The 24,988-nt window shown below is 59.8% G+C and carries 26 protein-coding genes, 4 tRNA genes and 1 pseudogene; 12 read left to right on the top strand and 19 right to left on the bottom strand.

What is annotated here, in order from left to right:
• Nucleotides 1–289: 289 nt before the first annotated feature.
• The 6 genes from PFLQ2_RS20285 (at nt 290) to PFLQ2_RS20310 (ending at nt 5,656) form a co-directional block, all read left to right on the top strand.
• Nucleotides 290–1,159, top strand: coding sequence for a response regulator transcription factor (locus PFLQ2_RS20285; protein WP_003179315.1), 870 nt, complete (start codon nt 290–292; stop codon nt 1,157–1,159).
• A gap of 219 nt (nt 1,160–1,378) precedes the next feature.
• Complete coding sequence (locus PFLQ2_RS20290; RefSeq protein WP_003179314.1) at nt 1,379–2,479, top strand: zinc-dependent alcohol dehydrogenase; 1,101 nt, start codon at nt 1,379–1,381, stop codon at nt 2,477–2,479.
• A 31-nt stretch (nt 2,480–2,510) separates the two neighbouring features.
• Nucleotides 2,511–3,185, top strand: coding sequence for a dihydrofolate reductase family protein (locus PFLQ2_RS20295; protein WP_003179313.1), 675 nt, complete (start codon nt 2,511–2,513; stop codon nt 3,183–3,185).
• A complete protein-coding gene (locus tag PFLQ2_RS20300) occupies nt 3,185–3,838 on the top strand; it encodes an HAD family hydrolase (RefSeq protein ID WP_003179312.1) in 654 nt (217 codons plus the stop codon). Before PFLQ2_RS20295 ends, PFLQ2_RS20300 begins: the two co-directional genes overlap by 1 nt.
• Before the next feature lie 2 nt (nt 3,839–3,840).
• On the top strand, nt 3,841–4,443 hold the full coding sequence (locus PFLQ2_RS20305; protein WP_003179311.1) for a DUF1349 domain-containing protein: 603 nt from the start codon (nt 3,841–3,843) through the stop codon (nt 4,441–4,443).
• A 19-nt stretch (nt 4,444–4,462) separates the two neighbouring features.
• Complete coding sequence (locus PFLQ2_RS20310; RefSeq protein WP_003179310.1) at nt 4,463–5,656, top strand: MFS transporter; 1,194 nt, start codon at nt 4,463–4,465, stop codon at nt 5,654–5,656.
• Between the two features lie 65 nt (nt 5,657–5,721).
• Here the strand turns inward: PFLQ2_RS20310 and PFLQ2_RS20315 are convergent, their stop codons facing one another.
• The 6 genes from PFLQ2_RS20315 to PFLQ2_RS20340 form a co-directional block, all read right to left on the bottom strand.
• Nucleotides 5,722–6,153: an Lrp/AsnC family transcriptional regulator gene (locus tag PFLQ2_RS20315; protein ID WP_003179309.1), complete on the bottom strand. Its 432-nt coding sequence runs from the start codon at nt 6,151–6,153 to the stop codon at nt 5,722–5,724.
• 311 nt (nt 6,154–6,464) lie between these two features.
• Complete coding sequence (locus PFLQ2_RS20320; protein ID WP_003179306.1) at nt 6,465–7,097, bottom strand: LysE family translocator; 633 nt, start codon at nt 7,095–7,097, stop codon at nt 6,465–6,467.
• A 257-nt stretch (nt 7,098–7,354) separates the two neighbouring features.
• A tRNA-Gly gene (locus PFLQ2_RS20325) sits at nt 7,355–7,430 on the bottom strand.
• Nucleotides 7,431–7,433: 3 nt separating this feature from the next.
• A tRNA-Glu gene (locus tag PFLQ2_RS20330) sits at nt 7,434–7,509 on the bottom strand.
• 105 nt (nt 7,510–7,614) lie between these two features.
• A tRNA-Gly gene (locus PFLQ2_RS20335) sits at nt 7,615–7,690 on the bottom strand.
• Between the two features lie 2 nt (nt 7,691–7,692).
• Nucleotides 7,693–7,768: transfer RNA gene (locus PFLQ2_RS20340), tRNA-Glu, on the bottom strand.
• Nucleotides 7,769–8,139: 371 nt separating this feature from the next.
• Here PFLQ2_RS20340 and PFLQ2_RS20345 point away from each other — a divergent pair.
• On the top strand, nt 8,140–8,898 hold the full coding sequence (locus PFLQ2_RS20345) for a hypothetical protein (RefSeq protein WP_003179304.1): 759 nt from the start codon (nt 8,140–8,142) through the stop codon (nt 8,896–8,898).
• Nucleotides 8,899–9,036: 138 nt separating this feature from the next.
• Here the strand turns inward: PFLQ2_RS20345 and PFLQ2_RS30955 are convergent, their stop codons facing one another.
• The 4 genes and pseudogenes from PFLQ2_RS30955 to PFLQ2_RS20360 form a co-directional block, all read right to left on the bottom strand.
• The gene (locus PFLQ2_RS30955) at nt 9,037–9,900 is read right to left on the bottom strand and encodes a methyl-accepting chemotaxis protein (protein ID WP_371261161.1); all 864 of its coding nucleotides are present in this window, start codon (nt 9,898–9,900) and stop codon (nt 9,037–9,039) included.
• Nucleotides 9,898–10,122 (bottom strand): annotated as a pseudogene (locus tag PFLQ2_RS30950) (HAMP domain-containing protein); the annotation flags it as partial. The gene PFLQ2_RS30955 and the pseudogene PFLQ2_RS30950, both read right to left, overlap by 3 nt.
• A 992-nt stretch (nt 10,123–11,114) precedes the next feature.
• Nucleotides 11,115–12,509 (bottom strand): PLP-dependent aminotransferase family protein, encoded by a 1,395-nt coding sequence (locus PFLQ2_RS20355; protein WP_003179300.1) that lies wholly within the window; start codon nt 12,507–12,509, stop codon nt 11,115–11,117.
• Between the two features lie 207 nt (nt 12,510–12,716).
• Nucleotides 12,717–13,478: an SDR family oxidoreductase gene (locus tag PFLQ2_RS20360; protein WP_003179297.1), complete on the bottom strand. Its 762-nt coding sequence runs from the start codon at nt 13,476–13,478 to the stop codon at nt 12,717–12,719.
• 90 nt (nt 13,479–13,568) lie between these two features.
• Between PFLQ2_RS20360 and PFLQ2_RS30370 the strand changes: the two genes are divergently transcribed.
• Nucleotides 13,569–13,706, top strand: coding sequence for a hypothetical protein (locus PFLQ2_RS30370; protein ID WP_160167763.1), 138 nt, complete (start codon nt 13,569–13,571; stop codon nt 13,704–13,706).
• Nucleotides 13,703–14,707 carry an NADP-dependent oxidoreductase gene (locus PFLQ2_RS20365; RefSeq protein WP_003179295.1) on the top strand — a complete coding sequence of 335 codons (1,005 nt, stop codon included), beginning with the start codon at nt 13,703–13,705 and terminating at the stop codon, nt 14,705–14,707. Before PFLQ2_RS30370 ends, PFLQ2_RS20365 begins: the two co-directional genes overlap by 4 nt.
• Nucleotides 14,708–14,828: 121 nt before the next feature.
• Here PFLQ2_RS20365 and pyrF read toward each other — a convergent pair whose 3' ends face one another.
• On the bottom strand, nt 14,829–15,527 hold the full coding sequence (pyrF, locus tag PFLQ2_RS20370) for an orotidine-5'-phosphate decarboxylase (RefSeq protein WP_003179293.1): 699 nt from the start codon (nt 15,525–15,527) through the stop codon (nt 14,829–14,831).
• A 288-nt stretch (nt 15,528–15,815) separates the two neighbouring features.
• Here pyrF and PFLQ2_RS20375 point away from each other — a divergent pair, with 288 nt between their 5' ends.
• The 3 genes from PFLQ2_RS20375 to xopAW all read left to right on the top strand — a co-directional run bounded on the left by PFLQ2_RS20375 (nt 15,816) and on the right by xopAW (nt 18,567).
• Nucleotides 15,816–16,574, top strand: coding sequence for a response regulator (locus tag PFLQ2_RS20375; protein WP_003179290.1), 759 nt, complete (start codon nt 15,816–15,818; stop codon nt 16,572–16,574).
• Nucleotides 16,574–17,620 (top strand): sensor histidine kinase, encoded by a 1,047-nt coding sequence (locus tag PFLQ2_RS20380; RefSeq protein ID WP_003179288.1) that lies wholly within the window; start codon nt 16,574–16,576, stop codon nt 17,618–17,620. Before PFLQ2_RS20375 ends, PFLQ2_RS20380 begins: the two co-directional genes overlap by 1 nt.
• A 215-nt stretch (nt 17,621–17,835) precedes the next feature.
• The gene (gene xopAW, locus PFLQ2_RS20385) at nt 17,836–18,567 is read left to right on the top strand and encodes an EF-hand domain-containing protein (RefSeq protein WP_003179286.1); all 732 of its coding nucleotides are present in this window, start codon (nt 17,836–17,838) and stop codon (nt 18,565–18,567) included.
• A 51-nt stretch (nt 18,568–18,618) separates the two neighbouring features.
• Here the strand turns inward: xopAW and PFLQ2_RS20390 are convergent, their stop codons facing one another.
• The 8 genes from PFLQ2_RS20390 to PFLQ2_RS20425 all read right to left on the bottom strand — a co-directional run bounded on the left by PFLQ2_RS20390 (nt 18,619) and on the right by PFLQ2_RS20425 (nt 24,951).
• Nucleotides 18,619–19,656, bottom strand: coding sequence for an AI-2E family transporter (locus PFLQ2_RS20390; protein WP_003179284.1), 1,038 nt, complete (start codon nt 19,654–19,656; stop codon nt 18,619–18,621).
• 64 nt (nt 19,657–19,720) lie between these two features.
• Nucleotides 19,721–20,539 carry a DUF4892 domain-containing protein gene (locus PFLQ2_RS20395; protein WP_003179282.1) on the bottom strand — a complete coding sequence of 273 codons (819 nt, stop codon included), beginning with the start codon at nt 20,537–20,539 and terminating at the stop codon, nt 19,721–19,723.
• 129 nt (nt 20,540–20,668) lie between these two features.
• On the bottom strand, nt 20,669–21,520 hold the full coding sequence (locus PFLQ2_RS20400) for an alpha/beta hydrolase (protein ID WP_003179281.1): 852 nt from the start codon (nt 21,518–21,520) through the stop codon (nt 20,669–20,671).
• A complete protein-coding gene (locus tag PFLQ2_RS20405; RefSeq protein WP_003179279.1) occupies nt 21,517–22,311 on the bottom strand; it encodes an alpha/beta fold hydrolase in 795 nt (264 codons plus the stop codon). Before PFLQ2_RS20405 ends, PFLQ2_RS20400 begins: the two co-directional genes overlap by 4 nt.
• A 304-nt stretch (nt 22,312–22,615) precedes the next feature.
• Entirely contained in the window at nt 22,616–23,059 is a 444-nt protein-coding gene (locus tag PFLQ2_RS20410; RefSeq protein ID WP_003179277.1) for a hotdog fold thioesterase, read from the bottom strand.
• Nucleotides 23,060–23,098: 39 nt separating this feature from the next.
• Nucleotides 23,099–23,551 (bottom strand): phosphohistidine phosphatase SixA, encoded by a 453-nt coding sequence (gene sixA / locus PFLQ2_RS20415; RefSeq protein ID WP_003179274.1) that lies wholly within the window; start codon nt 23,549–23,551, stop codon nt 23,099–23,101.
• Nucleotides 23,548–23,895 (bottom strand): DUF4389 domain-containing protein, encoded by a 348-nt coding sequence (locus PFLQ2_RS20420; protein WP_003179272.1) that lies wholly within the window; start codon nt 23,893–23,895, stop codon nt 23,548–23,550. Before PFLQ2_RS20420 ends, sixA begins: the two co-directional genes overlap by 4 nt.
• 30 nt (nt 23,896–23,925) lie before the next feature.
• The gene (locus PFLQ2_RS20425; protein ID WP_003179271.1) at nt 23,926–24,951 is read right to left on the bottom strand and encodes an NAD(P)H-dependent glycerol-3-phosphate dehydrogenase; all 1,026 of its coding nucleotides are present in this window, start codon (nt 24,949–24,951) and stop codon (nt 23,926–23,928) included.
• Nucleotides 24,952–24,988: the final 37 nt, after the last annotated feature.

The raw sequence follows: 24,988 nt of genomic DNA, 5'->3' as shown, positions 1-24,988 counted from the left end.
TTGCGCACCTCACGAGGGTTGTTTTTACGAGGGGCAGTACGTTCTGAACTGCCTGATGCAACCCTAGTCAGAGGGCAGGCATAGCCGTTAGGAGGATTTTGCACATCGCTAGGATTTTTTTGCGCAGCGTGTGGCTTTGCCGTTGTGAGGTGCCAACGCTCGCCTGCCATGCAGCTGGAAGCGAGATAGCGCTAACGGAGCGGTTCTTTATATGAATTTATTCGGCGCGGTGATGGCACATTGACGATACTGCTAGCTAGAGGGCAGGAAGAACCACTTGAGTAGGCACATGACGTCGACCCTGACCAGAAAGCCAAAGCTGTTGTGGATCGATCTGACCCATGATCGAACTACAGAGGAACTCGTCAGCCAGTTCAAAGACGCCTGTGAGTGTGCGATCGCCAAAAACGCCATGTTGCCCAGCGGCGAACAGGCCGACATGATCTGCGTCCATTTTGATCGCCCGGATACCCCGGGCTTGAGGCGTTTACTGGAGATCAAGCGCACGGTTCCGGGCATTCCCATCACCATGTTCACCGTGCAGCATTCCGAAGAATTGGCCGTCTGGGCAATGCGCTCCAGCGTCTGGGAATACATGGTGCTGCCTCTTTCAGCCACCGAGCGCAAACGCTACCTCACCGCGGTGGTGCAATTGTGCGAACTGCGTCGCCATGCCAGCGGCCCGCGCAACACCTCGCAGATCGACCACTCCCCGACCCTGCCGGACAGCATCCGCCTGACCTCCGGGCACCAGAAACACCAGGCCCTGAATCACATCATGCTGTACATCGACCAGCATTTTCGCGACAGCATCGATCAACGCGACCTGGCCAAGCGTTGCGGCATGACAACGTTTCGCTTCAGTCGCCTGTTCAAGGAAGCCAATGGACTGGGCTTCACCGACTACGTGCTGAACAAGCGCATGAGCTTCGCCAAGGAACTGCTCGACAACAGCCAGATGCCCATCACCAGCATCGGCTACGAGGCCGGTTTCAAAGACCCGTCCTACTTCGCCCGGGCCTTCAAGCAATACGCCAATTGCACACCCAGCGAGTACCGTCTCGCGTATCAGATACGCAGCGCAAACCATGCAGCGCCGCCTGCGGATGAGGCCGCCCTGGCAGCGATTGAAAACCTGGTGCACAGCCTTGAGGGATGAAATGGATTTTCATACCCACGGTGCTCTTTACCCATGGCTACCTGTAACTAAATAATAATATTCATGGGCTGCCAGTCCGATTAAAAGCACTGCATAGCCAATATCCACTGCGCCTGGAGCGCCAAGCTGAAACAACATGAATCATCATGTCGTTATCGGTAATTCTTTTTCGACTGAAACAAACTCCGTCCACCTTGCATAATGCCGACCAAGGTTTCCATGAATGAAATGGGCCTAACGCAGCTAGTTGGCACCCTTGATCAAAAATTCAATAGAGCACCGATGGGTAATATGAAGGCAATCAGCTTAGTGAGCGCGCGACAGTTGGGCTTGGTGACACACGACGAGCCCAGCGAACTACCCGCCGATGGTGTTGAAATCGACATCGTAATGTCCGGTATCTGCGGAACGGATCTGGCGGTATTGTCAGGGCGTGAAGAAGGACACGAGGGCATCGTTCGCGGTCATGAAGCCGTCGGCGTCGTAGTCAATACAGGGGCAGGTGTCACCCGCATACGCAAAGGTATGCGCGTGGTGATAGACCCCAACGAATATTGTGGTAACTGCGAATACTGCAACTCAGCTAACACCCATCTATGCAGCGGCGGTTCAAATGCTGGCCTCGATATCGCCGGCGTCAACAAACACGGTACATTTGCAGAGCGTTTCATAACCCGCGAGCGCTTCGTTCATTGCATCCCAGACGATATGACGTGGGAAACAGCGGTCTTGATTGAACCCGTAGCGTGTATCCTGAACAACATTGAACAAGCGTCCATCAAAGCGGGCGATCGTGTACTGCTTCTCGGATCGGGCCCAATGAGCCTGGTCGCGCAACTACTTCTGCGCGGCATGGGTGTCCATACACGTGCCACCGACTTGAATACTTTCCGAATTGAATTCGGGCGATCCTTGGGTCTGGATATTGTGCATCCAGAGGAACTTGAGTGCTCCACACAGGACCAGGAGAAATTCGATGTTGTCATCGACACCGTGGGCCATCAGCTCGAGACCGCCGCCAATAGGGTTGACCGAGGTGGCAGGATCGTCCTGTTCGGCTTCAACGGAAACTATAAATATTCGCTTCCTGTTAAACACTTTCTAGTCAACGCCATCAGCATCATTGCGGCGGGGGAATACAACCAGCACTTTCCCCAGGCGCTGCGCATTGCCCAAAGACTCCCTGACTTAGGAAAACTGGTCACCCATCGCTATTCTCTTGAAGCGTACTCAACCGCCTTCGATCTTTTATTGAATGATCCTTGCGCACCTACCGTAAAAAGCGTTTTCACTCCCAATCCCCAACACCTGTCACGCTAAATTTCACCCGCACTTTCCAGTGGATTCTTTTATGAAAGTTACTGTATTTAGTCAGATTTCCATTGACGGCAAACTGACGCTCGGCAATGAAGCATCCAGCAAGCCGCTTTTCAAGCATTTCGATGACGATGACATGCGCTTCATTCATAAATTTCGTGGAGAAGTGGACGCCATCATGGTCGGCCGTAACACGATTACCACAGACGATCCGCAATTGAATAATCGCTACGGAGCGGGTCGTAACCCCGTTCGTATCATTCCCACCACATCGCTGAACTTCCCAGCGTCGGCAAAGATCCTCAGTTCTCCCGAGCGAACCATCATCGCGACTACCGAGCAGGCCCGTGATCACGAGATGATCGAGCAAATCCGCGCCCATGGTAAAGAGGTACTGTTTGCAGGCACCGCGCGGGTCGACTTCAAACAGCTCTTCCCGATGCTGGAAGCCCGCGGTATCAATCACATCATGGTCGAAGGTGGCGGCCAATTGAACTGGCAGGTATTCAATCTCGACTTGGTTGACGAAATCATGCTCATGCAATTACCGATCATAATTGGCGGCTCGGACACCACTACATTGATCGATGGTGAAGGGTTCCAAGACATTGAAATGACAAAATCATTCAAACTGCATGAGTTCGAAGCACGTTCGCACTATAACTTCTTGCATTTCAAGCGCGACCCTAGACAGCAGCGTGTGCATTGATGTCGGCTATTCAAGGTTTCATCTTTGATATGGATGGCGTTCTGATCGACAGCGAACCCGTCTATATGGAACAGGAAAGGCTTTCTTATGCACGCCATGGCGTGGTGCTGAATGAAACCGAACTGTCGCGTTTTGTAGGCACTACTCAACGTCATATGTGGAATGCGATCAAAACCGAATACGGACTTGCAGACTCTCTGGATGGCCTTATGGCGGAGCATCACCGACTATTGATGGACGCGTTGCAATCAACGCCCCTCCCCGCCATGCCAGGCGTGACACAACTTCTCACTGCATTGAAGACAGCAGCAATGCCCTGCGCAGTCGCCTCTTCTTCGCCTCGAGAACTTGTCGAGCTCATTTTGCGTAACGCCGGGCTAAAACATTTCTTCAGCGAAATCGTTTGTGGCGATGAGGTTGAACATAGCAAGCCAGATCCCGAGATTTTCCTCATGGCTGCCAAGCGCTTGGGTGTTCCCCCTTCGTCCTGCGCCGTGATTGAAGACTCTGCCCATGGCGTGGCGGCGGCAAAGGCCGCCAGCATGTTTTGTGTTGGCCTGCTCAACCCTAACTCAGGGCAGCAGGACCTGAGCGCGGCGGACGTCTGTGTTCATCACCATGATGAAATAAACCAATGGTTTTCCAGGCAATAAATATGAAGAAGCTCACTATTGCAGACTGGCGCTGGATCAACGTGCCAGAGCGATCCTCCATCAGCGATCAAGAAATAATTATCCACACCACGCCCGACACCGATTTCTGGCGAGGCACTTATTACGGTCTGGAGTATGACAATGCGCCGGCCATTGTGGTCGCAAGCGAGGAACAATATTGGACATTGAAGGCCAAGGTATCTTTTGCTTCAAATGTCCATTTCGACCAATGCGGCCTGTTCATTTATCAAGATAAAAACAATTGGATGAAAAGCGGCATCGAGTATCAGAACAATGGCTTTCAACAACTGTTTTCCGTCGTGACAAACAATGGTTTCTCAGACTGGTCCATGGCTAATTTCGACCGGATCACACAAACCATGCATTACCGGCTGAGCCGAAGAGGCAGTGACTTCCTCTTGGAAAACTCAGTTGACGGGATACATTTCTGCATGATGCGCATGTTTCACATGTTTCACGCAGAAGCACTTGTGCAATTTGGCTTCTTCGCCAGCAGTCCCGGCGATTCGTCTTTTGCCGCGCATTTCTCAGAAATCGAATGGACTGAATGCTGCTGGAAAGAGCACGGCGCCCCACGTTTCTAATTTCAAGAGCTCATAAACAATGCTGCCTGCGCCCCACTCCAATCGTCACGCGCTTTATGCGTGCTATGCCGCCATGATGTGCTTGGCCATGGCGCTCAACTTTCTGCCGGTATACCTGACAACGTTCAGCGATGCCTTTGGCGCCTCCTCAGGGCTGACCACGGAGCAACTGGGACGGATTCCCGCCGTCATGTTCCTCAGTTTCATCGTGGCCATTCTGATCACCGGGCCATTGGCTGACAGGGGAAACGCCAGGTTGATCATCCTTTTTGGACTGACGACCACTTCATCGGGCCTGGGGCTCGTGGCTTTTGCACCGTCCTATACCTTCCTGTTATTTGCCGTTGCCGTCATGGGTTTCGGTGCGGGTGTGCTGGACATGATCCTCAGCCCCATTGTCGCAGCCCTGCAACCCGAACGCCGAAGCGCCGCCATGAACTGGCTGCATTCGTATTTCTGCATCGGCGCTGTCAGCGCCGTGCTGATCGCCAGCCTGGCACTGCAGTGGGACATTTCCTGGCGCATGGTTGCCCTGGGGTTGCTCATTGCACCGATTGCAACGTTCCTATTGTTCATGCGAACAACCCTGCCGCCCTTGATACAGGACCACGTGCAGCGCGAATCCATGCCCACGCTGATCCGGCAGCCTTATTTCATCGCCTGCATGATTGCCATCTTTCTCGGTGGGGCAACGGAAACGGGACTGTCCCAATGGCTGCCCGCCTTCGCTGAGCAAGGACTGGGTTATTCAAAAGAAACAGGAGGCTTTGCGCTCGCCGGCTTCTCAATTGGCATGGCGCTCGGTCGCATTGCCACCGCCCTGCTGCAAGAGCGGATAGCCGCCATTTCACTGATGCTGGGTTGCTGCGCCGTTACCGTGGTCCTGTTTTTCGTGATCAGCTTTGCACCCAGCCCCGCATTGGCGTTGACCGCTGCCATCGCCGCAGGGTTTTCAGGCAGTTGCCTATGGCCAACGATGCTCGCCATTACGGCCGATGCATACCCTCAGGGTGGAGCAACCATGTTCTCTGTATTGACCGCCTCTGGTAACGCCGGGTGCAGTCTGATTCCATGGCTTGTGGGTATTATTTCAGCGCATTCGGATTTGCACATCGGCCTATTGGCGGTCACCGTTTGCCCCGCTGCCATGATGCTCTTGCTCGTATGGATGTCTCGCTGGCCATATAAACGCCCCCACCCGTGCCAGGGTTAGCCTGGCGTCGATGGCTGGGAGCGACCTCGTAGAACGACCACTTCACGCCGGACAGACGCCCGGGCTCACGGAGCGAGCTTTCTTCTCTCGATAGGAATGGACAGGACAATGCTGGTACGCGTCTCACCGTATGCATTGATTTTCGCAATGATGCCCTCGATGTCAGCCATCGACTTGGCATAGATCCTGATCAAGTAGGAATCATTCCCGGTGATGTGCAGGCATTCGACGACTTCGGGTATATCGGTGAGCGTCGCTATCAGTTTGGATTTTGCCGGCTTGAGTGTGGTGATGCCGACGACAGCCGATATGCCGTACCCCAGTTTGGTTGGATCTAACTGCGCGCTATAGCCCTTGATGACGCCGGAGTCTTCCAGTTTGCGCAACCTGTCGTTGGTAGCAGGAATAGAAAGACCCGCATGCTTGGAAAGCTCCGTGATGGATATGCGACCGCAGTCCTGTACCTTACCCAGGATTTTTACGTCTATACGATCCATGTGCGTTCCCCGGTTAAAAGTACAAAATTTAATGAAAAGCTCGCGTTTCCCGGTGTAGCCGTCAAGTGTCGTCTTTCACCACGCAACTGTGTCATACAGAAAGGCAAGGTAGGTTTTTGCAAAGTGCGCGGAAAACGAGGGGCAGGCTCGTTACATTGAACTACGGCGTACGACCGGACGCACGGTTGAACCTGTGCGGGGACATAATGGACACATTATGCGCCGTAGCCAGGGTTTCAGATTGCAATAAAACGGCCGTTGCCAGGCTTATCCCTCGTTCAAGGAGGGACAAGCCTGGCAACGATGGCCGGTCAGGTTCCGGTGGCCAGCATGACGCCAGTGGCTACTTGATAAACCCCCAGGATGGTGATGGTCGACCCGGAAAAGTAGTTGATCAGCCTCAGCTTTGATTGGGCAATTCGCGCCTTGAAAATGGAAGAGAACCCGCTCAACCCCAACCACCAGGCAGCCGAGCCCAGGAAGATGCCTGTCACCATTGGCAATACGGCGTGCTGGCTGCCTTGATCACTGGCCATGCCGTCGCTCAAGGCGGCAAATATCGCGATGAACGACAAAATAGTCATGGGGTTCGACAGGGTCAGGAACAGCGTGGTCGAGTAGGCTTTGAACATATTGGCGCGCTCACCTGCCATAGCGGTAGCGCCACTGTTGGAGCGTATGGTTTGGTAACCGATATAAGCGAGGAAGATCCCGCCAAAAATACACAGCCAGGGTTTAAAGCTGATAAGGGTCGCTATGATGGCCGTGATACCCAGGGCACCGATAAATCCATAGATCGAGTCAGCCGTGGCCGCCCCCAGCCCCGTCGCGAAACCGGCTCGCCACCCAAGCGTAAGACTTCTTTGTATACATAACAGCCCGATGGGCCCCACAGGGGCTGCAATACAAAGCCCAATGACCATCGATTTAATGAAAACCAGCATAAGTGCGCCTCCAGAATGGGTACTGGAAGGTTAGGAGAAGTGCATTTTCCAAGGAATGGATTATTAATCTTGTTCAGGGCTTTTCCTTGAATATTGAATGAAGTGCCAGCACTTCCCCTTCATTATTAAGGCAGCGAAAGGCCCGCCCCTCTCAGGCCACAAAGTTGCCCTAACGAAGTGGGCCATGACCCTTCCCAATAAATACTTTTTCACAGGCATAAAAAAACGCCGCTCAATGAGCGGCGTTTTTTTGAATTTGGAGCGGGAAACGAGACTCGAACTCGCGACCCCGACCTTGGCAAGGTCGTGCTCTACCAACTGAGCTATTCCCGCAAATGGCGTCCCCTAGGGGACTCGAACCCCTGTTACCGCCGTGAAAGGGCGGTGTCCTAGGCCACTAGACGAAGGGGACACGCTGCCCGGAACACATGGTGTGTGTTCCAGTGCCCAGATCCGCATCCGAAGATACCGATACTGGTTTCACTCAACGCCGCCCTGAAGCAACGCTGTTTAAAACTGGAGCGGGAAACGAGACTCGAACTCGCGACCCCGACCTTGGCAAGGTCGTGCTCTACCAACTGAGCTATTCCCGCAATGGCGTCCCCTAGGGGACTCGAACCCCTGTTACCGCCGTGAAAGGGCGGTGTCCTAGGCCACTAGACGAAGGGGACACACGTACAACATTCACTGCTTATCGCGTTTGGCTGAGTGCTTTACGCTGTAAGTGGCGCGCATTCTATGGATGGATTGGAGGGTCGTCAACCCCCAGATATAAATTTATTTAAATCAATGACTTCGCCCCGTTTCACACCGATTGGGGAGATTTTACCCGCCCGGTCTCTGACGCCTATATTCTGTCGCCCGCCGAGACGCTATAGTCGCGCCCGGCAAATAGTGGCAATGTGCATCCATGCCAGTTGTGCTTCCCACACAGCGTGACGCCCGTCTAATCGCGTCGTGCAGGCCTATGCGCTTAAAAGCCAAGCCACTACACTCATGACATGCGTACCCTAATAAAGAGGTCTTACCGGTGACACCACTCATGATCACCCTGCTCGTCGTAGCCGGGATCGCCCTGTTGATCGCCATTGGCTACATGAACCATGTGGTGGAAAACAACAAGCTGGAAAAGGCCCGCACCAAGGTTGAACTCAACGACCGTTTGCGCCGTTGTGGCGAGCTGACCGAAACGTTTCCGGGGCAGTTGATGACCCCGGCCTTGAAGTTGCTGATGACACGCCTTGAGGTCAACGTTTGCCAGCGCCTGCTCAACCTGGACAAAGGTAATGCGCCCGTCAAGGCTCGCCTGGACGAACTGTCTGCACTGGCTGCCCAGGGTGAGTCGATCCCAGTGAACAACCCACCGGCGCCGATCCAGACCGAAGCCAAGGCCAAGGACGTGCGCTTCCTGCTCGAGGCCTTGCACGGCCAGATCACTCGCGCCGCCCAGGACGGTTTCCTGCCACCCAACGAAGCCAAGCGCTGGATTCGCGAAGTTCGCCACCTGTTGGTCCTGTTGCACATCGAGTTCTTCAACAACCTGGGCCAACAGGCTTTGCAGCAGGAACAACCGGGGCAGGCCCGCCTGGCATTCGAACGTGGGGTGCAATATCTGCGCAAGCAACAGGAGCCCCAGGTCTACGCAGAACAACTGGCCTACCTGGAAAAACTCCTGGCTCGCGCCAACTCCATGGTCCTGGCCAAGACCCAGCCGGTGGAAGGCGAAGTCAATCAGTTGACCGAAGGCTTGAAGGAAGTCGAGGCCGACGCGGACTGGAAGAAGAAAAAGGTCTACGACTGAGGCTGCCCTGCCGGAAAGCCACACCGTGACGAGGGAGCTTGCTCCCGCTGGGCTGCGCAGCAGCCCCTTAACGACGGGCGTTCACTTGCAACCAGGAAAACCAGGAAGCCACAGGTCGTGCGTTGAACAAGCGTCAACTCACAACCTGAAATGCCCCACCATCCCCTTCAGCTCCACCCCCAACTGCGCCAGCTCAATACTGGAAGCGGCGTTGCCGCGCATTGCCAGGGACGATTGATCGGCGCTGGCGCGGATGCTGGTGACGCTGCGATTGATCTCCTCGGCCACCGAACTCTGCTGCTCGGCCGCCGCTGCGATCTGTTGGTTCATCTGTTGGATCAACGATACTGCCGCCGCGATACTGCCCAAGGCGCTCTCAGTCTGCAGTGCATCGCTGACTGCCATCTTCACCAGTTCGCCACTGCTCTGGATTTGCTGCACGGACGCCTGGGCCGCTGAGCGCAAAGCGCTGACCAGTCGCTCGATTTCCTCGGTGGATTGTTGCGTGCGCCGGGCCAGGGCACGTACTTCATCGGCCACAACGGCAAAGCCCCGGCCCTGTTCCCCGGCCCGGGCCGCTTCAATGGCGGCATTGAGCGCCAGTAGATTGGTTTGTTCGGCCACGCTCTTGATCACACTCAACACTGTGCCGATGTTCTGGATTTCGGCGCTGAGGCTTTCGATGCTGGAGCTGGCGGAAGTGGCCGAGTCGGCCAATTGCTCGATACGCGCCATGCTCTGGCGAACCACCTGCTGACCGCTTTCGACTTTGTCATCGGCCGTCTGGGCCGCTTGCGCCGCTTCTTCGGCGTTGCGGGCCACATCGTGAACCGTGGCAGTCATCTGGTTCATGGCCGTGGCGACCTGCTCGGTTTCCTCTTTTTGGCTGCTGACTTCCAGGTTGGTCTGCTCGGTCACCGCTGACAGCGATTGCGCGGAGTTGGCCAACTGTTCGATACCTGCCTGCAAACCGCTGACAATACCACTCAACCCAGCGCCCATCTGTTGCATGGCCAGCATCAACTGGCCGATCTCATCCCGGCGTGTCACTTCGACCGTGGCGCTCAGGTCACCCGAGGCAATCTGCTGGGCGACGCGAATGACGCTGCGCAGCGGCGCCACGATCAACCGGGTAATCACCCACGCCGCGATCAACCCGACCAGCAGCGCCAGGGCTGACGAAGCGATGATCAGCAGCGCGTTTTTCTTCAGCTCGGCCCGCATCGCACCATCTTCGGCGCCGTAGGCCTGGTCAACCCGCTCGACAACCTGGGCGGCGCGTTCATGTAATTGCTGGTAGACGACTTTTTCCTTGGCCAGCAGGCCGGTGTATTCGGCCAGTTGTTCATTGAACCCGCTAATGTGCCCGGCCACTTCGTTGAGCACGGTCTGGTAACCCGGGTCCTTGACGGTGCCCTTGAGCGCCTCGGCCTGCTTCATGGCTTGCTCAGCCTGCTCGATGCTGCCTTGCCTGGCCCCGTCATCACTGCCCTTGCGGCTTTGGTCCAGCCGCACCCGCGCTTCGTTCATGGCTTGCAGCATCAGCCGCGATACTTCGCTGACCTGGTTGGCCTGCTCGATGAATTCGGCGCCCTCCTTGCCTTCCGAGTCCTTGAGGGTATAAGCGCCATCATCCGCCAACCCCGCCTGCAACACGTCCAGGTTATTGGCGACACTGGACACCGACCAACTGGCCATTTCCAGCGCCAGGTCCTTGCTCTGGCTCAGGCCGACAAACTCGTCGAATGCCTTGCGATAAGCCGCCAGGGCTTGCTCCACATCGTCCATCACCGGCACGTTGGCGGCCGATTGGAGCTTGAGTTCATTCGCCAGGGCCACCAGCCCATCGACTCCCTGACGCAAGGCATCGGCCGTCTTGGCGTCAGAGCGCAAGGCGTACTCCTGCTCTAGCAGACGGACCTTGAGCAAGCCGCTATTGAGGGAAGACATCTGCTTCAGCCCCTCGAAGCGATTGCTGATGGCCTGCAGGGACCAGACGCCGATGGCCGCAACCACTGCGGTGAGCAGCAGCACCAGGACAAACCCGATGCCCAGTTTCTTTGCCATACCCAAGTTGGCAAAACGTGCTTGCACGGCCGAAATCATTGCGCTCAGTCCTCTGCCAGTGTGTGTTGATTGCAGATTCGCAACGAGACGCCCTGCAACACAAGATGCTGGCGTCGGAATAATGGCAAAAAGCTACAGCTGCGTCGTTTTCAGAACACTTGAGGTCGATCCAACGCCACGGCCCGGAAAAATGCCATGGCCCTGGGATCGCGGGCATAGGCGACGTTGATCCGCAGCCAGTCAGTGTCGGCCCCCGAGGGGCTGAATGCCGTGCGCGATGACAGCATTACGCCGAACCGCTTGGCCAAGCGTTCCAACCCAGCGTAGTCAGACAAGGGCGCACGTGCCCAAATAAAAAGACCACCGGCTGGTTTACCGAACACCTCCCAATCGGCGTCCTCCAATACCTGCAGCACCACCGCCCTGTCGGTGCCCAGACGTTGTCGCTGGCGCTGGACCAGTTTTCGATAAGCCCCATTGGCCAGAAGATTGGCCAGTACCGACTCACCGAACCGCGACCCGCCCAAGCTGGTAATCGCCTTTACCTCGCTCAGGCGCGCAATCACCGAGGGCCCGGCCACTACAAAACCCACGCGCAACGAGCTGCTCAGGGTCTTGGAAAAGCTGCCCACATAGACCACATCGGCGTCCAGCGCTGCCAGCCGCGTGCGTGTGGAATTCTGAAAGTCGGCATAGACGTCGTCTTCGATCACCAGCACGGCGTATTGCCGGGTCAGTTGCAGCAGCCGCTGGGCCACGGTCGGGCCCAGGCTGCTGCCGGTCGGATTGTGGCAGGCACTGTTGATGAACAGGGCACTGGGCCGGTGCGTCGCCAACAGGCCCTGCAGGGCATCGATGTCCGGGCCGCGCGGGGTCCTGGGCAGCTCGACCATCTGGATCCTGTGCAACCTGAGCAGGTCGAACAGCTTCGAATAACCGGGGCTCTCCACCACAACGCAGCTGCCCGGCTGCAGCAGTGTGCGCACGATCAGGTCCAGCCCGTGGGTCGCCCCGGTGGTGGTCAGGATCAGGTTTTCGTCGGCTTCGATATTGAATTGCTTCATGCGCCTGGACAGTTGCTCACGCAGGGCGGGCAACCCCAGCGGCGTGCTGTAATTGAACAGCCCCGCCATATCGGTGCGGGTGACCTGGCGAATCGCGTACCCCAGGTCATCACTTTCACGCCAGCTCTCGGGCAACCCGCCGGCGCCCAACGGCAGCTCCCAGTGCGAGCTGTCCGCCACGCAGCCCCCGGCGAGCGGATCCAGCGGTTGGCTGTTGCCGATGGGCCCGGGGGCGGACGAAGACGGCGGCGCGACAAAAAAGCTCGAGCCGTGGCGGGATGCCAACAATCCTTGAGCAACCAGGCGTTCACAGGCTTCATTGACGCTCGATTGGCTGAGCAGATTCTGTCGCGCCAATTGGCGCACGGAGGGCAAGCGAGTCCCCGGTTGTACCGCATCCTGTCGGATCCATCCGGTCAGTGCGTCGACAATTTGCTGCACGACAGGCACCAGGGCCTGTCGGTCGATTCTCAACTCCATGAGTAACCAAGCTCCTAAGCATTTGTTTTATTTCCGGAAACAGTTAAGCACAGGCGGCGCTCGGACGATGTACGAGAACATCGCCAAAACCGTCGTTTCTCACCCTTTGAAACACATTGACGGGCCGCGTCGAGTATTTTTTGAGCGCTCAAGAAAAAGCCCGCAACCAGTGCGGGCCTTGTCCTACGGATGGAAGGGACGCATCCGTCAGAACGCCGTGACACCGCCGTCTACCGCCAGGGAATGCCCCGTGGTGAAAGCCGCGCCATCGCTGCACAGGTACAAGACCGCGCTGGCGATTTCCTCGACCTTGCCGATACGCCCCACCGGGTGCATGGCGTTGGCGAAATCGCCTTTCTTCGGGTCCGCCTCATAAGCGCGACGGAACATGTCGGTGTCGATCACGGCCGGGCAAACCGCATTCACGCGGATCTTCTTTTTGGCATATTCGATGGCCGCCGATTTGGTCAGGCCTATCACAGCATGCTTGGAGGCCGCATAAATGCTCATCTTCGGCGCTGCCCCCAGGCCGGCCACCGAAGCGGTATTGACGATGGCTCCGCCGCCTTGGGCGAGTAGTAATGGCAGTTGATATTTCATGCACAGCCAGACGCCTTTCACGTTGACGCCCATGATCGCGTCAAACTCATCGACAGTCCCGTCGGCCAACTTGCCCTTCTCGATCTCGATCCCGGCATTGTTGAAGGCATAGTCCAGACGACCATAGGCTTTGATCACTTCGCTCATCAGGTTCTGCACGTCGTCCTCCAACGTCACGTTGCAGCGCACGAACACGGCCTCGCCGCCCGCTTCGCGTATCGACTGCACCGTGCCCTCGCCGCCCGCCACGTCCAGGTCGGCCACCACCACCTTCAGGCCTTCTGCCGCGAACGCCTGTGCGGTGGCGCGGCCAATGCCCGCAGCGGCGCCAGTTACCACGGCGACCTGTCCGGAAAACGTCATGCTCATTGTCAATTCCTCGAAGAATGCGGGGTCGCGCCAGTGTAGCCACAGCCCGGTGTGGCAAGGCAGCACTATCCAGATGCCGGTTACATCCCCATGGGTGCCAGTGATAACGAGGCCGGCGGCACTATCACCGTGTTGGATCGAGCTGCATTCGCCGAGGTCGCAAACCTTGCGGCCAACGCCTCGAAGGTCTATCAACAAGGCTTCATTCATATTGAGTGCCAGCCATGACTGCCCAGACCAATCGCCAGTTCCTGCTCGCCAAACGCCCGGTGGGCGCCGCGACACGCGAGACTTTCACTTATCAACAAGTACCGGTCGGCGAACCGGCAGCCGGTCAGATCCTGGTGAAGAACGAATATCTATCCCTGGATCCGGCCATGCGTGGCTGGATGAACGAAGGCAAGTCCTACATTGCGCCGGTGGGCATCGGTGAGGTGATGCGGGCATTGGGTGTCGGCCAGGTGATTGCCTCGAACAACCCTGGGTTTGCGGTAGGGGACTACGTCAACGGCGCGCTGGGCGTGCAGGATTATTTCCTTGGCGAGCCAAGAGGTTTCTACAAGGTCGATCCGAAACTGGCACCACTGCCGCGTTACCTGTCAGCCCTGGGCATGACGGGCATGACCGCCTACTTCGCGTTACTGGACGTGGGCGCGCCCAAGGCTGGCGAGACTGTGGTGCTGTCCGGCGCTGCGGGTGCGGTGGGCAGCATCGCCGGGCAAATTGCCAAGATCAAAGGCTGTCGCGTGATAGGCATCGCCGGTGGCGCCGATAAATGCCGGTTCCTGATCGATGAACTGGGCTTCGACGGCGCCATCGACTACAAGAACGAAGACGTTCATGCCGGCCTCAAGCGCGAATGCCCCAAAGGCGTCGATGTGTATTTCGATAACGTTGGCGGCGATATCCTGGACGCTGTGCTCAGCCGCTTGAACCTCAAGGCCCGCGTGGTGATTTGCGGCGCTATCAGCCAGTACAACAACAAGGAAGCGGTGAAAGGCCCCGCCAACTACCTGTCGCTGCTGGTCAACCGGGCGCGCATGGAGGGCTTTGTAGTGATGGATTATGCCGCGCAATTCGCCGCCGCCGGGCAGGAAATGGCCGGTTGGATGGCCAAGGGACAACTCAAGAGCAAGGAAGACATCGTCGAAGGGCTGGAGACGTTCCCCGAGACGTTGACCAAGTTGTTCAGCGGGGAAAACTTCGGGAAGCTCGTACTTAAGGTCTAGTCACAAAATACCTGTGGGAGCGGGCTTGCTCGCGAAGGCGGAGTGTCAGCCGGCATAAATGGCGCATGACACTCTGCCTTCGCGAGCAAGCCCGCTCCCACATAAGTACTGCGGGGTTAGGTCAGGCCAGTTCGGCTACCACGGCCGCCAGCGCCTTGGCGGGATCCGCCGCCTGGCTGATCGGACGGCCGATCACCAGGTAATCGGAGCCGGCGTCCAATGCCTGGCGTGGGGTCAGGATGCGCCGCTGGTCGTCCTGGGCGCTGCCCGTCGGACGAATCCCCGGGGTCACCAGTTGCAACGACGGGTGCGCCGCTTTCAGAGCGCTGGCCTCCAGGGCCGAGCACACCAGACCATCCAGGCCGGCTTTTTGTGCCAGCGCAGCCAGGCGCAACACTTGCTCCTGGGGCTCGATGTCCAGGCCGATCCCGGCCAGGTCCTCGCGCTCCATGCTGGTCAGCACGGTCACGCCGATCAGCAAGGGTTGTGGGCCACTGCGCTGGTCCAGCACTTCACGGCAGGCCGCCATCATGCGCAGGCCGCCGGAGCAATGCACATTGACCATCCACACGCCCATCTCCGCGGCAGCCTTGACGGCCATGGCGGTGGTGTTGGGGATGTCATGGAATTTCAGGTCCAGGAACACCTCGAACCCCTTGTCACGCAGGGTACCCACGATCTCAGAAGCACAACTGGTGAACAGTTCCTTGCCGACTTTGACCCGGCAGAGCTTGGGGTCCAACTGGTCGGCCAGCTTCAGGGCGGCGTCACGGGTAGGGAAATCCAGGGCGACGATGATGGGCGTCTGGCAGGCGGACATGAGCGGGCTCTCAGGCAGGTCGAAATCGGCGCGCATTGTAGCGGAACCAGCGCCGGTGCGGGACCCGATGATCGGTAAATCTCATCGGTCACCTTGCAGCATGGACGATACCGGCCTTTGTGTCGAAGCCGATACATTCCTGACATGCGCGCAACACGCCGACCCGCTACCGTCCCTCGCCCCTATCCGTCTTCAGCGCTTCACGCCTCGCGGTGCCAAGCCTATGCTGAAGCCCCAATCTTGCCGCCTTCTTTGCGGTTGGCAGCCCACCTGGCAGATGATGCATCCATGCAGAACACCCCCGTTGCACTCTCTGACAACCAAAAAACGCTCGACGATGACAAACGCTGGAACACCCGTGCGCTGATTGTCGACGACGATGTGCCGATCCGCGAACTGCTGATCGACTACCTGGCCCGTTTCAGCATCCGCGCCAGCGGCGTGACCGATGGCGCCGCGATGCGCCAGGCGATGCAGGCCGAGCGTTTCGACGTGGTGGTGCTCGACCTGATGCTGCCCGGTGAGGATGGCTTGCAATTGTGCCGCTGGTTGCGCAGCGAATCGGACATCCCGATCCTGATGCTCACCGCCCGGTGCGAACCCACCGATCGCATCATCGGCCTGGAACTGGGCGCCGACGATTACATGGCCAAGCCTTTCGAACCCAGGGAACTGGTCGCGCGCATCCAGACCATCCTGCGCCGAGTGCGCGACGACCGCACCGAGCAACGCGCCAATATCCGCTTCGATAACTGGCGGCTCAACAGCGTCCTGCGCCAGTTGATCTCTGCCGATGGGCTGGTGGTGCCGCTGTCCAACGCTGAATTTCGCCTGTTGTGGGTGTTCATCGAACGACCGCGCCGAGTGCTCAGCCGCGAGCAACTGCTGGACGCCGCCCGCGGCCGTTCCATCGAGGCGTTCGACCGCAGCATCGATCTGCTGGTCTCGCGCCTGCGCCAGAAGCTGGGCGACGATCCCAAGGCCCCGCAACTGATCAAGACCGTACGCGGTGAGGGCTACTTGTTCGACGCTCGGGACATCGGCTGATGCGGTTGCGCCTCGACTCCCTGTTCGGCCGCCTGTTTGGCGTGCTGCTGCTGGCTATCGTCCTGGCGCATCTGCTGGCCTTTGCCTGGTTTTTCCATTACGACAGGCCGCCACTGCCCGGGCCGCCGCCTGAGTTTTCGCGTAACAACGAAGGCCCGCCGCCCTTTGGCCCGCCCCCCAACCGCCCTCCGCGCCCCTGGTTCGGCGGTCCGGTGGTGCCGCTGACGTTTCAGTTCGTGTTCCTGATCGTCGGCGCCTGGTACGGCGCCAAACTGCTGACCCGACCGATCCAGCGCCTGAGCGACGCCGCAGAGCGCCTGAGTGAAAACCTCGACAGCCCACCACTGGATGAAGACGGTCCTCGGGAGGCGCGACAGGCCGCCCACACGTTCAACCTGATGCAACGGCGGATTCGCGAGCAGGTGCAGCAACGCTCACGCATGCTCGGCGCGGTGTCCCACGACCTGCGCACCCCACTCTCGCGGCTCAAGCTGCGCCTGGAGCAGATCGATGATCTCAAGTTGCAAGGCCAGATGTGCCAGGACCTGGACGATATGATCGACATGCTCGATGCCACGCTGACCTACCTGCACGAACAACGCACCAGCGAAGCACTGCAATGGATGGACGTGCAAGCCTTGGTGGAATCGCTGAGCGAAAACGCCCAGGACCAGGGCGCCGACGTGCAAACCAGCGGTTCCTGTGCCCCGTTGCAGGTGCAACCGATGGCGCTGCGCTCGTGCATCAATAACCTCATGGACAACGCCCTGCGCTATGCCGGCCACGCCTTGATCACCCTCGAAGACCAACGTCATCAGGTACTGATCCGGGTCATCGACCACGGTCCCGGCATCTCAGCGGACAAGCGTGAAGCCGTGTTCGAGCCGTTCTTTCGTCTGGAGGGCTCACGCAACCGCAACTCCGGCGGCGTCGGCCTGGGCATGACCATCGCCCGCGAAGCCGCCCAGCGCCTGGGCGGGCAATTGAGCCTGGAAGAGACGCCGGGCGGCGGGTTGACGGCGGTGATCAGCTTGCCTCGCCTTTAGGCATCCCAGACTTCACCTGTGGGAGCGGGCTTGCTCGCGAATGCGGTGTGTCATCCAGCCATGTATCGATTGATGCACCGCATTCGCGAGCAAGCCCGCTCCCACGCCACTGTGTAAAGCTCTCGGTACAAACTCCACACACCCCCGACAACTGCCCCACTGAGGCTGCATGAGCCGGTGCACCCACCGGCTATTCCAGCCCAAGGAGAGCGCCCATGATCGGTAGCGTCAGCAGTTACTCGACCTACACCAGCACCAGCAGTACCACGACCAACAGTGCCCGCAGCCAGCAATTCCAGAAAGAGTTGCTCAGCAAGCTCGACAGCAACGACAACGGTTCGGTCGATCAGGACGAGCTGGACACTGCCCTGTCACAGAAGAGCGACGACGGCATCCTGGTCAGCTTGAGCAAGAACTTCGATGACTTGGACAGCGATGGCAGCGGTGACCTCAGCAGCGAGGAAATAGCTGCGATGGCCCCGCCGCCTCCACCTCCACGGGACCAGGCGCCGGATACCGAGCTGGCCGACGCCTTGCTCAGCGCCCTGGACACCGACGGTGACGGCGTGGTCAGCAGCGATGAACTGAGCAACGGGCTGGCCGGCACCGGGACGAGTACCAATAGCCAGCAAGTGTTCTCGGCCCTGGACACGAATGAAGACGGCACCGTCAGTCTCGACGAACTCGCCGCCAGCCTCGCCCCACCGCCGCCACCCGCACAACAGGCCTCCGGTGGAGAGCTGTTCAGCCAGCTCGACACTGATGGCGATGGCAGCATCAACGCCAGCGAATTGACCAGCGCCTTGCAGGCCGACCGCAGCACCGACAGCGCCACCGACCAGGCCAATGTCAGTGAAGCACTGGGCAAAATGATCGCCAACCTCAGCCGGCAATATTCGCTGGATAACGTGGCCACCGTGGGCAAACACCTCAACGTAGCGACCTGATTCACCGGTAAGCCTGGCCCTTTGAAGCCAGGCTTACCCGGATGAGCAAGGTTACCGCGCCTGGCTCTTGCTCCAGTCCGTCAGCAGGCTGTACGCCACCGCCAGCAAGGTCGGGCCGATGAACAGGCCGATGAAGCCGAAGGCGATCAATCCGCCGAACACACCCAATAACACGATGACCAATGGCAGGTTTCCGCCACGGCTGATCAGATATGGCTTGAGCACGTTGTCCACGCCGCTGATGATGAACGTGCCCCAAATGCCAAGGAACACCGCCATCCCGTATTCACCCTTCCACGCCAGCCAGGCCGTGGCGGGAATCCAGACCAGGGGCGGCCCCATCGGGATCAGGCTCAGCAGGAAAGTGACGATACCCAATACCAGCGCGCCCGGCACACCGGCGATCAGGAAGCCGATCAGAGCCAGCACGGCCTGCGCCGCTGCAGTGCCGATCACGCCGTTGACCACCCGTTGCACCGTACCGGCCACCAGTTCGATGTAATAGCCGGCACGGTCGCCGATCAGTCGTTCCAGCAGCCCATGGACAAACACCGCCAGGCGCGGCCCATCGCGATAGAAAAAGAACACGAACACGATGCTCAGGGTCAGTTCGAGAATGCCGCCGCCGATCTGCGCACTGCGGGCCAGCAACCAGTTGCCGACTTGGCCCAGGTAAGGCCTGGCAGACACCATCATGGCGGCACCCTGTTGGTCGATGCTGTTCCAGATGCCTACCAAGCGCTCGCCCACCAAGGGGATGCCGCCCAGCCAGGTCGGTGCTTCGGGCAGGCCATCGACTTGCGCATCCTTGATGAAAGCCGTGGCATCACGCACATGGTCCGCCAGGTTGAATCCCAGCCACACCAGCGGCACCGCCACCAGCAACATCCAGCCCACCGTCAGCAAGGCCGCCGCCAGGGATTCGCGACCGTTGACCCAACGGGTCAGCAGGCGCATCAGCGGCCAACTGGCGAACGCCAGCACCGCGCCCCAGAACAGCGCCGACCAGAACGGCGCCATCACCCAAAGGCTTGCGCCGAACAACACCAGGAGCAGGATCTGCACCAACAGCCGATCGTTATTGAGCATGTAGGGTCTCGAAAAAATGAACAGGACCGGGGCGACGGCGTAAGCCCCATCGCCTCGGAAAAGCTTAGCGCAGCAACTCCAGGTGCAGGCCCGTCGCAGCGCCGCTGGCGACTTCCATGCGCGCCGCCCGGACGCCCTGGCCTGCCAGCGCCTGGAGCCAGTCTTCGGCTCGGGGACCGGCGATACTGACCCGCAGGCCCGTATCCAGGTTCAGCGCCCGGGACAACAGGCGCAGCCAGGTATCGTCCGGCTCTGCAACAAGGCGCGGCAAGTCCAGGGCCCCGGTGTCCTTGAGCTGGCGCAACAAGGTTGCCGAAGTCGGCAACAAGTCCCCGAGCGGTGCGCCCGCCTCGAACTGTTCGACATGCAGGTAGGCCTTGCGATTGCCGCGGGTGATGCCGTACAGCGCGATCAGCGTGTTGTCCGCCGGCGGCGCCAGGCGCAGCAGCAGGTAGGCCTGGCCGTTATCGGCGCCGTAGAGCTTGGCATTGCCGAATACGTCGTTGGCCCACAGGCTGCTTTCGCCGCAGTCACGGGCCTGGCACCAGAACAGCAGCTCGGCACCTTGCTTCTGCAAGGCTTCGCGGGCCGTGGTGAAGGCCTCGGTAGCGGCGTGCTCCGGGGGCAGCTCATAGGTGACCGAGGTGAGGTTGCCACGGGCGTCCACCTGGCCATCGAAGCGCAGCTGGCCGCTGATCTTGCGGATCGAGCCCATGGGATAGATGCGCTCCAGGTCACTGGTTTGCCGATAGTCGACGATCTGCGCGTCGGGCATGCGGGGCACGCGCGCCAGGTCCTGGCTGCCGGGCACATCGGCGGCGAACGACACCGGGCCGAAGCATGCCAGCGCCAGCAGGATGAGTGAGTGAACGAATAATTTCATTGGATCGGCTTGGCCTGGGACGCTTGGAAGGAACGGGCGTCTTCGAGGCACCGCGAGGCTGCTAAACAGAGGTCTGTCATGGTTGTCTCCCTTTCAACCCGCCCAGCCTCGACAGTTGCCCGGCGCAAGTCAAGAAACGGCGAAGAACCGATTGAAACAGTCTGCTACAAGCGTGGCACCGAATTCGTCGTTCAGGTGCAAATGATGGCCGCCGGGCAACTGTTCATGACTGAAGGGTAGACGCTCCAGCAGCTCGGGGTGCTTGGCAAGCATGCCGTCAGCCGCCACCACCAGGTGCGCAGGGCAACCGACCCGCGCCACGAACGCCATGGCCTGCTCATCGGTCAGGCGCAGGGGCGACGGCAAGGTCAGGCGGTTGTCGGTGCGCCAGGTGTAGCCGCCGGGCACCGGCATCAGGCCGCGCTGGGCCAGCAGCTCGGCGGCCTCGCGACTGACCGCCACCAATCCTTTCATACGCGCTTCGATGGCCCGGTCGAGGGTTTTATAGACCGGTTTGCGTTTATGTTGCAGATCCAACTGCGCTTGCAGGGCCATGCCCATGCGTTCGGCGGCGTTATCGCCTTTGGCTGTAGGAGGAATCACTCCATCGATCAAGCCCAGGTGCGTCACCCGTTCCGGCAAGGAACCGGCCAGCACCAGCGAGACGATGGCGCCCATGGAATGGCCCAACAGGGCGAAACGCTTCAGGCCCAGTTGGTCGGCAACCTGCAACACATCATGGGCATAGTCCCACAGGGCATAGCCGGCACCGGGCGGCCGATGCCCGGAATGCCCATGCCCGGCCATGTCCAGGGCGATCACCCGCAGCCCCTCCAGCCGAGGGGCCAGCCGGGCGAAGCTGTTGGCGTTGTCCAGCCAACCATGCAAGGCGATCACCGGCCGCCCATCTTCCGGGCCGAACAGGTGGGCTGCCAACTCGATGTGAGGCAGGCTCAGGCGGACTTCCTCGACCACGCTCATGCGCTGCGCTCTTCCCAGCGCTGGAACAGGTCCTTGAGCAGGTTGGCCGTGTCTTGCGGACGTTCGAGGGGAAACATGTGGCCGCCCGGCATGCTCAAGGATTCGCCATGGGGCATGCGCCCTACCGAACGGGTGTGATGGCGCATCACCACGCGGCTCTGCCGGCCACGCACCACCGCCAGGGGCACCTGGAGCTTGCGGGCGCGGCCAGGGCTGGTGTGCGGCACGCCACGGTAAATACTGATTTCCGTGGCCGGGTCGAAACGCAGCCGCAAGCGGTCGCCGACTTGCTGCAGACCATGTTGCAGGTAGGCGTCAAAGCATTCCGGGTCAAAGCCGCGAAACAGGGTCTTGCCGGCGAAGTACTGCCGGGCCGACGCCAGGTCGGCAAACTCTTCGCGCCGTCCCAGCGTTCGACCGGCCGGGGTGAGGCGATCGATGAACCCCAGGCGCTTGGCGGCCAGGATCACCCATCGGTCGGCCCGGGTCAGCACCGGCGAGTCGAGCATGACCACGCCCCGGTACAACTGCGGGCAACGCAACGCCGCGTGCAGATGGAGCACACCGCCCAGGGAGTGGCCGACGCCCCACACCGGTTCCGGCTGCTGTTCCAGGTGATGGATGAGCTCGTCCACCAAATTGTTCCAGTTATCGTCCACCGGAAAACGCGGGTCGTGACCGTGCAACTCCAGGTGCGCGACCGCGTACTGCGGCGCCAGCGCGGCGAACAGCTTGCCGTAGGTGGCCGAGGGGAAGCCATTGGCGTGAGCGAAAAATACCTGTTGCGACATGACGGCCGATCCATTGGGGTAACTGGGCTCGATTCTGCGCACTGCCCGGCGGCGCGGCAATGACCGTAACTGCCAGGAATGATGACAGTCGGGCTTGGGCTATGGGGCTGCGCCCCGCTCACCCCGGGATTTTGTGTTCGAACACCCGTGGCGAGGGAGCTTGCTCCCGCTGGCCTGCGCAGCAGGCCCAAGATCGGGCAACTCGGTGCGCCAGGCTGATCGAGCCGGTGGGTTTGGGGCCGCTTCGCGACCCAGCGGGAGCAAGCTCCCTCGCCACAACAGCCGGCCAGGCGCAAATCGGCTTTCAACGCGCCGGCGGCTGCTCACCCAAGGGCACCACGGCCATGGTCAGGCGCGATACGCAATTGACCTTGCCGTCGTCGTTGGTCAGGCGGATGTCCCAGACCTGGGTCGTGCGGCCCAGGTGAACGACCCGCGCCGTGGCCGTCACCCGGCCGCTGCGTACGCCACGCAGATGGTTCGCATTGATTTCCAGGCCCACGCAATAGAATCTGCTGGTATCCACACAGAGATAGGCGGCCATCGACCCGACGGTTTCGGCCAGCACCACCGACGCCCCACCATGCAGCAGGCCGAACGGTTGGTGGGTACGGTGATCAACCACCATGCTGGCAGTCAGGGACTCATCGTCGAAAGATTCGAAACGAATATCCAGCACTTCGCTGATAGTGTTCTTGCCCGCCGCGTTCAGTTGCTCGATGTTGGGGGTGGTGCGCCACAGACTCATCGTTGTGTTCCCTTTTGATTGTTATTCAGCGGCCACCCTTCAAGGGTGCCTGATAGCCTTGAGCTGCATTGCCCCCGCCAGCGGCAGGTCGCCTTCCAGCTCGGCGAGGCCAGCAGTGTGCACTTGCTCAGGTTGTTGCAAATGACCGTGTTGCACAAAGCCCAGCAAGGTGCCCACCAGGGGATTGTGGCTGACCAGCAGCACGTCGCCCTCATCCTCCAGCTGTTCGAGGACTTTTTGCGGTCGGGTTTCTGGTGTGAGCCAATCGACCGTTTGTAACGCCGGCTCGAACCCCAGCGCTTCGCGCACCAGGTGTGCAGTCTGCTGCGCCCGCAGGTAGGGGCTGGCGTAAATGGCAGTCAGAGGCTGGCCAATCAAGTGCGCGGCACTGCGCAACACTTCTTCGCGCCCGTGGGCGGTCAGGGCCCGTTCGGGATCGGGACGGGCGCCGTAAGGCTCGGCTTCACCGTGACGCAATACCCAGAGCTTCATAGCTTCGGCTCTTCATCCCGAACGGGATGCGCAGCAGGTGCTACTGCGTGCGGCGCTTCGCCCTCCGGTGTGCGCGGGGTCGGCCAGTCGGCGAATGGCCAAGGCTTCTGGTCGCTGTGGAAGGTGCCAAAACGACCGATCTGCGCCAGGAACTGGCTCAGGCTGTCGCCGAAATTCATCAGGCTGGCGCTCGGCGCGCCGTAGATCAGCCGATAGATCAGTTGCACCAGCACCACGGCGCCGAGGATGAACTGCGCCACCTGCCAGACCAGCAGATAAATCACCATCCACAGCACACGCAGCAGGATGGATTCGTATTGGGGCTGCCCTTTCGGATCGTTCATGGTTCGCTCCTGCTTGCGATCAATCGCGGCTCAGTTGAAGCCGCTGGTGGAAATGAAATCGACGTCGGTCTTCGGCTCCGCGCGCATCAACAGTTCGATCACCTGTTCCAGCGTGCGCCCTTCGAAGAGGATCGCATGCAGGCCGGCGACCAGCGGCATATAGACCCCGGTTTCCTGGGACTTGGCCTTGAGCACCTTGAGGGTGCTCACCCCTTCCGCCACTTCGCCCAGGCGCGACACGGCCTCGTCAAGGCTCAGGCCCTGGCCGAGGGCGAACCCGACCTGGTAGTTGCGGCTCTTGGGCGAGGAACAGGTGACGATCAGGTCCCCGACCCCAGCCAAGCCCAGGAAAGTCATCGGGTTGGCGCCCTGGTTGACGGCAAAACGGGTCATTTCCGCCAGCGCCCGGGTGATCAGCATGCTCTTGGTGTTCTCCCCCATGCCCAGCGCAACCGCCATGCCGGCGATGATCGCATAGACATTTTTCAGCGCCCCGCCCAGCTCCACGCCGAAACGATCGGCACTGGCATAGACCCGGAAGGTGCGGCCATGGAGCGCGGCCTGGACCCGTTGGCAGAGTTCTTCGTCTTCACTGGCGACCACAGTGGCGGTCAAGGCGTGCTCGGCGATTTCCCGCGCCAGGTTCGGGCCGGAAATCACACCGATGCGAGCCTTGGGCGCGATTTCCTCCAGGATCTCGCTCATCAGCTTGAACGTCTGCGCCTCGATGCCCTTGGTCAGGCTCACCAGCAACTTGCCGCTCAAGCGATCGGCATGAGGGGCCAGGACCGCGCGCAAGGCACTGGACGGCAAGGCGACGAAAAACAGATCGCAGTCCTGCAGTGTTGCCTGCAAGTCGGTGACCGGCTCCACTTCCGGGCGGATCTTGATGCCTTTGAGGTAACGCGGGTTCTCGCGATTGACCCGGATGGCCTCGGCCTGCTCGGGGTCACGCATCCATTGGCGCACCGGGTGACCATTCTCGGCCAGCAGGTTAGCCACGGCTGTACCGAAACTCCCGCCTCCCAGGACCGCAATCGAGCGCTGTTCAGTCATATGCAATCCGTTCATCCATACCAAGTGGCAATGCGGG

It is taken from the genome of Pseudomonas fluorescens Q2-87 (assembly GCF_000281895.1).
Lineage (GTDB): Bacteria > Pseudomonadota > Gammaproteobacteria > Pseudomonadales > Pseudomonadaceae > Aquipseudomonas > Aquipseudomonas fluorescens_S.
Note: the sequence above shows the minus strand (reverse complement) of the source record. Positions and strands in the feature narration are given on the sequence as shown.

What these genes read in the sequence shown, in the direction of transcription:
- PFLQ2_RS30370 (WP_160167763.1), top strand. Translation starts at nt 13,569, where the DNA reads ATGGGTGCCAGTGATAACGAGGCCGGCGGCACTATCACCGTGTTGGAT.
- PFLQ2_RS20295 (WP_003179313.1), top strand. Translation starts at nt 2,511, where the DNA reads ATGAAAGTTACTGTATTTAGTCAGATTTCCATTGACGGCAAACTGACG.
- PFLQ2_RS20400 (WP_003179281.1), bottom strand. Translation starts at nt 21,520, where the DNA reads ATGAGCGTGGTCGAGGAAGTCCGCCTGAGCCTGCCTCACATCGAGTTG.
- PFLQ2_RS20285 (WP_003179315.1), top strand. Translation starts at nt 290, where the DNA reads ATGACGTCGACCCTGACCAGAAAGCCAAAGCTGTTGTGGATCGATCTG.
- PFLQ2_RS20380 (WP_003179288.1), top strand. Translation starts at nt 16,574, where the DNA reads ATGCGGTTGCGCCTCGACTCCCTGTTCGGCCGCCTGTTTGGCGTGCTG.
- pyrF (WP_003179293.1), bottom strand. Translation starts at nt 15,527, where the DNA reads ATGTCCGCCTGCCAGACGCCCATCATCGTCGCCCTGGATTTCCCTACC.
- PFLQ2_RS20405 (WP_003179279.1), bottom strand. Translation starts at nt 22,311, where the DNA reads ATGTCGCAACAGGTATTTTTCGCTCACGCCAATGGCTTCCCCTCGGCC.
- xopAW (WP_003179286.1), top strand. Translation starts at nt 17,836, where the DNA reads ATGATCGGTAGCGTCAGCAGTTACTCGACCTACACCAGCACCAGCAGT.
- PFLQ2_RS20355 (WP_003179300.1), bottom strand. Translation starts at nt 12,509, where the DNA reads ATGGAGTTGAGAATCGACCGACAGGCCCTGGTGCCTGTCGTGCAGCAA.
- PFLQ2_RS30955 (WP_371261161.1), bottom strand. Translation starts at nt 9,900, where the DNA reads ATGGGCGCTGGGTTGAGTGGTATTGTCAGCGGTTTGCAGGCAGGTATC.
- PFLQ2_RS20365 (WP_003179295.1), top strand. Translation starts at nt 13,703, where the DNA reads ATGACTGCCCAGACCAATCGCCAGTTCCTGCTCGCCAAACGCCCGGTG.
- PFLQ2_RS20305 (WP_003179311.1), top strand. Translation starts at nt 3,841, where the DNA reads ATGAAGAAGCTCACTATTGCAGACTGGCGCTGGATCAACGTGCCAGAG.
- PFLQ2_RS20320 (WP_003179306.1), bottom strand. Translation starts at nt 7,097, where the DNA reads ATGCTGGTTTTCATTAAATCGATGGTCATTGGGCTTTGTATTGCAGCC.
- PFLQ2_RS20315 (WP_003179309.1), bottom strand. Translation starts at nt 6,153, where the DNA reads ATGGATCGTATAGACGTAAAAATCCTGGGTAAGGTACAGGACTGCGGT.
- PFLQ2_RS20390 (WP_003179284.1), bottom strand. Translation starts at nt 19,656, where the DNA reads ATGCTCAATAACGATCGGCTGTTGGTGCAGATCCTGCTCCTGGTGTTG.
- PFLQ2_RS20300 (WP_003179312.1), top strand. Translation starts at nt 3,185, where the DNA reads ATGTCGGCTATTCAAGGTTTCATCTTTGATATGGATGGCGTTCTGATC.
- PFLQ2_RS20420 (WP_003179272.1), bottom strand. Translation starts at nt 23,895, where the DNA reads ATGAACGATCCGAAAGGGCAGCCCCAATACGAATCCATCCTGCTGCGT.
- PFLQ2_RS20360 (WP_003179297.1), bottom strand. Translation starts at nt 13,478, where the DNA reads ATGAGCATGACGTTTTCCGGACAGGTCGCCGTGGTAACTGGCGCCGCT.
- sixA (WP_003179274.1), bottom strand. Translation starts at nt 23,551, where the DNA reads ATGAAGCTCTGGGTATTGCGTCACGGTGAAGCCGAGCCTTACGGCGCC.
- PFLQ2_RS20410 (WP_003179277.1), bottom strand. Translation starts at nt 23,059, where the DNA reads ATGAGTCTGTGGCGCACCACCCCCAACATCGAGCAACTGAACGCGGCG.
- PFLQ2_RS20375 (WP_003179290.1), top strand. Translation starts at nt 15,816, where the DNA reads ATGCAGAACACCCCCGTTGCACTCTCTGACAACCAAAAAACGCTCGAC.
- PFLQ2_RS20395 (WP_003179282.1), bottom strand. Translation starts at nt 20,539, where the DNA reads ATGAAATTATTCGTTCACTCACTCATCCTGCTGGCGCTGGCATGCTTC.
- PFLQ2_RS20425 (WP_003179271.1), bottom strand. Translation starts at nt 24,951, where the DNA reads ATGACTGAACAGCGCTCGATTGCGGTCCTGGGAGGCGGGAGTTTCGGT.
- PFLQ2_RS20290 (WP_003179314.1), top strand. Translation starts at nt 1,379, where the DNA reads ATGAATGAAATGGGCCTAACGCAGCTAGTTGGCACCCTTGATCAAAAA.
- PFLQ2_RS20310 (WP_003179310.1), top strand. Translation starts at nt 4,463, where the DNA reads ATGCTGCCTGCGCCCCACTCCAATCGTCACGCGCTTTATGCGTGCTAT.
- PFLQ2_RS20345 (WP_003179304.1), top strand. Translation starts at nt 8,140, where the DNA reads ATGATCACCCTGCTCGTCGTAGCCGGGATCGCCCTGTTGATCGCCATT.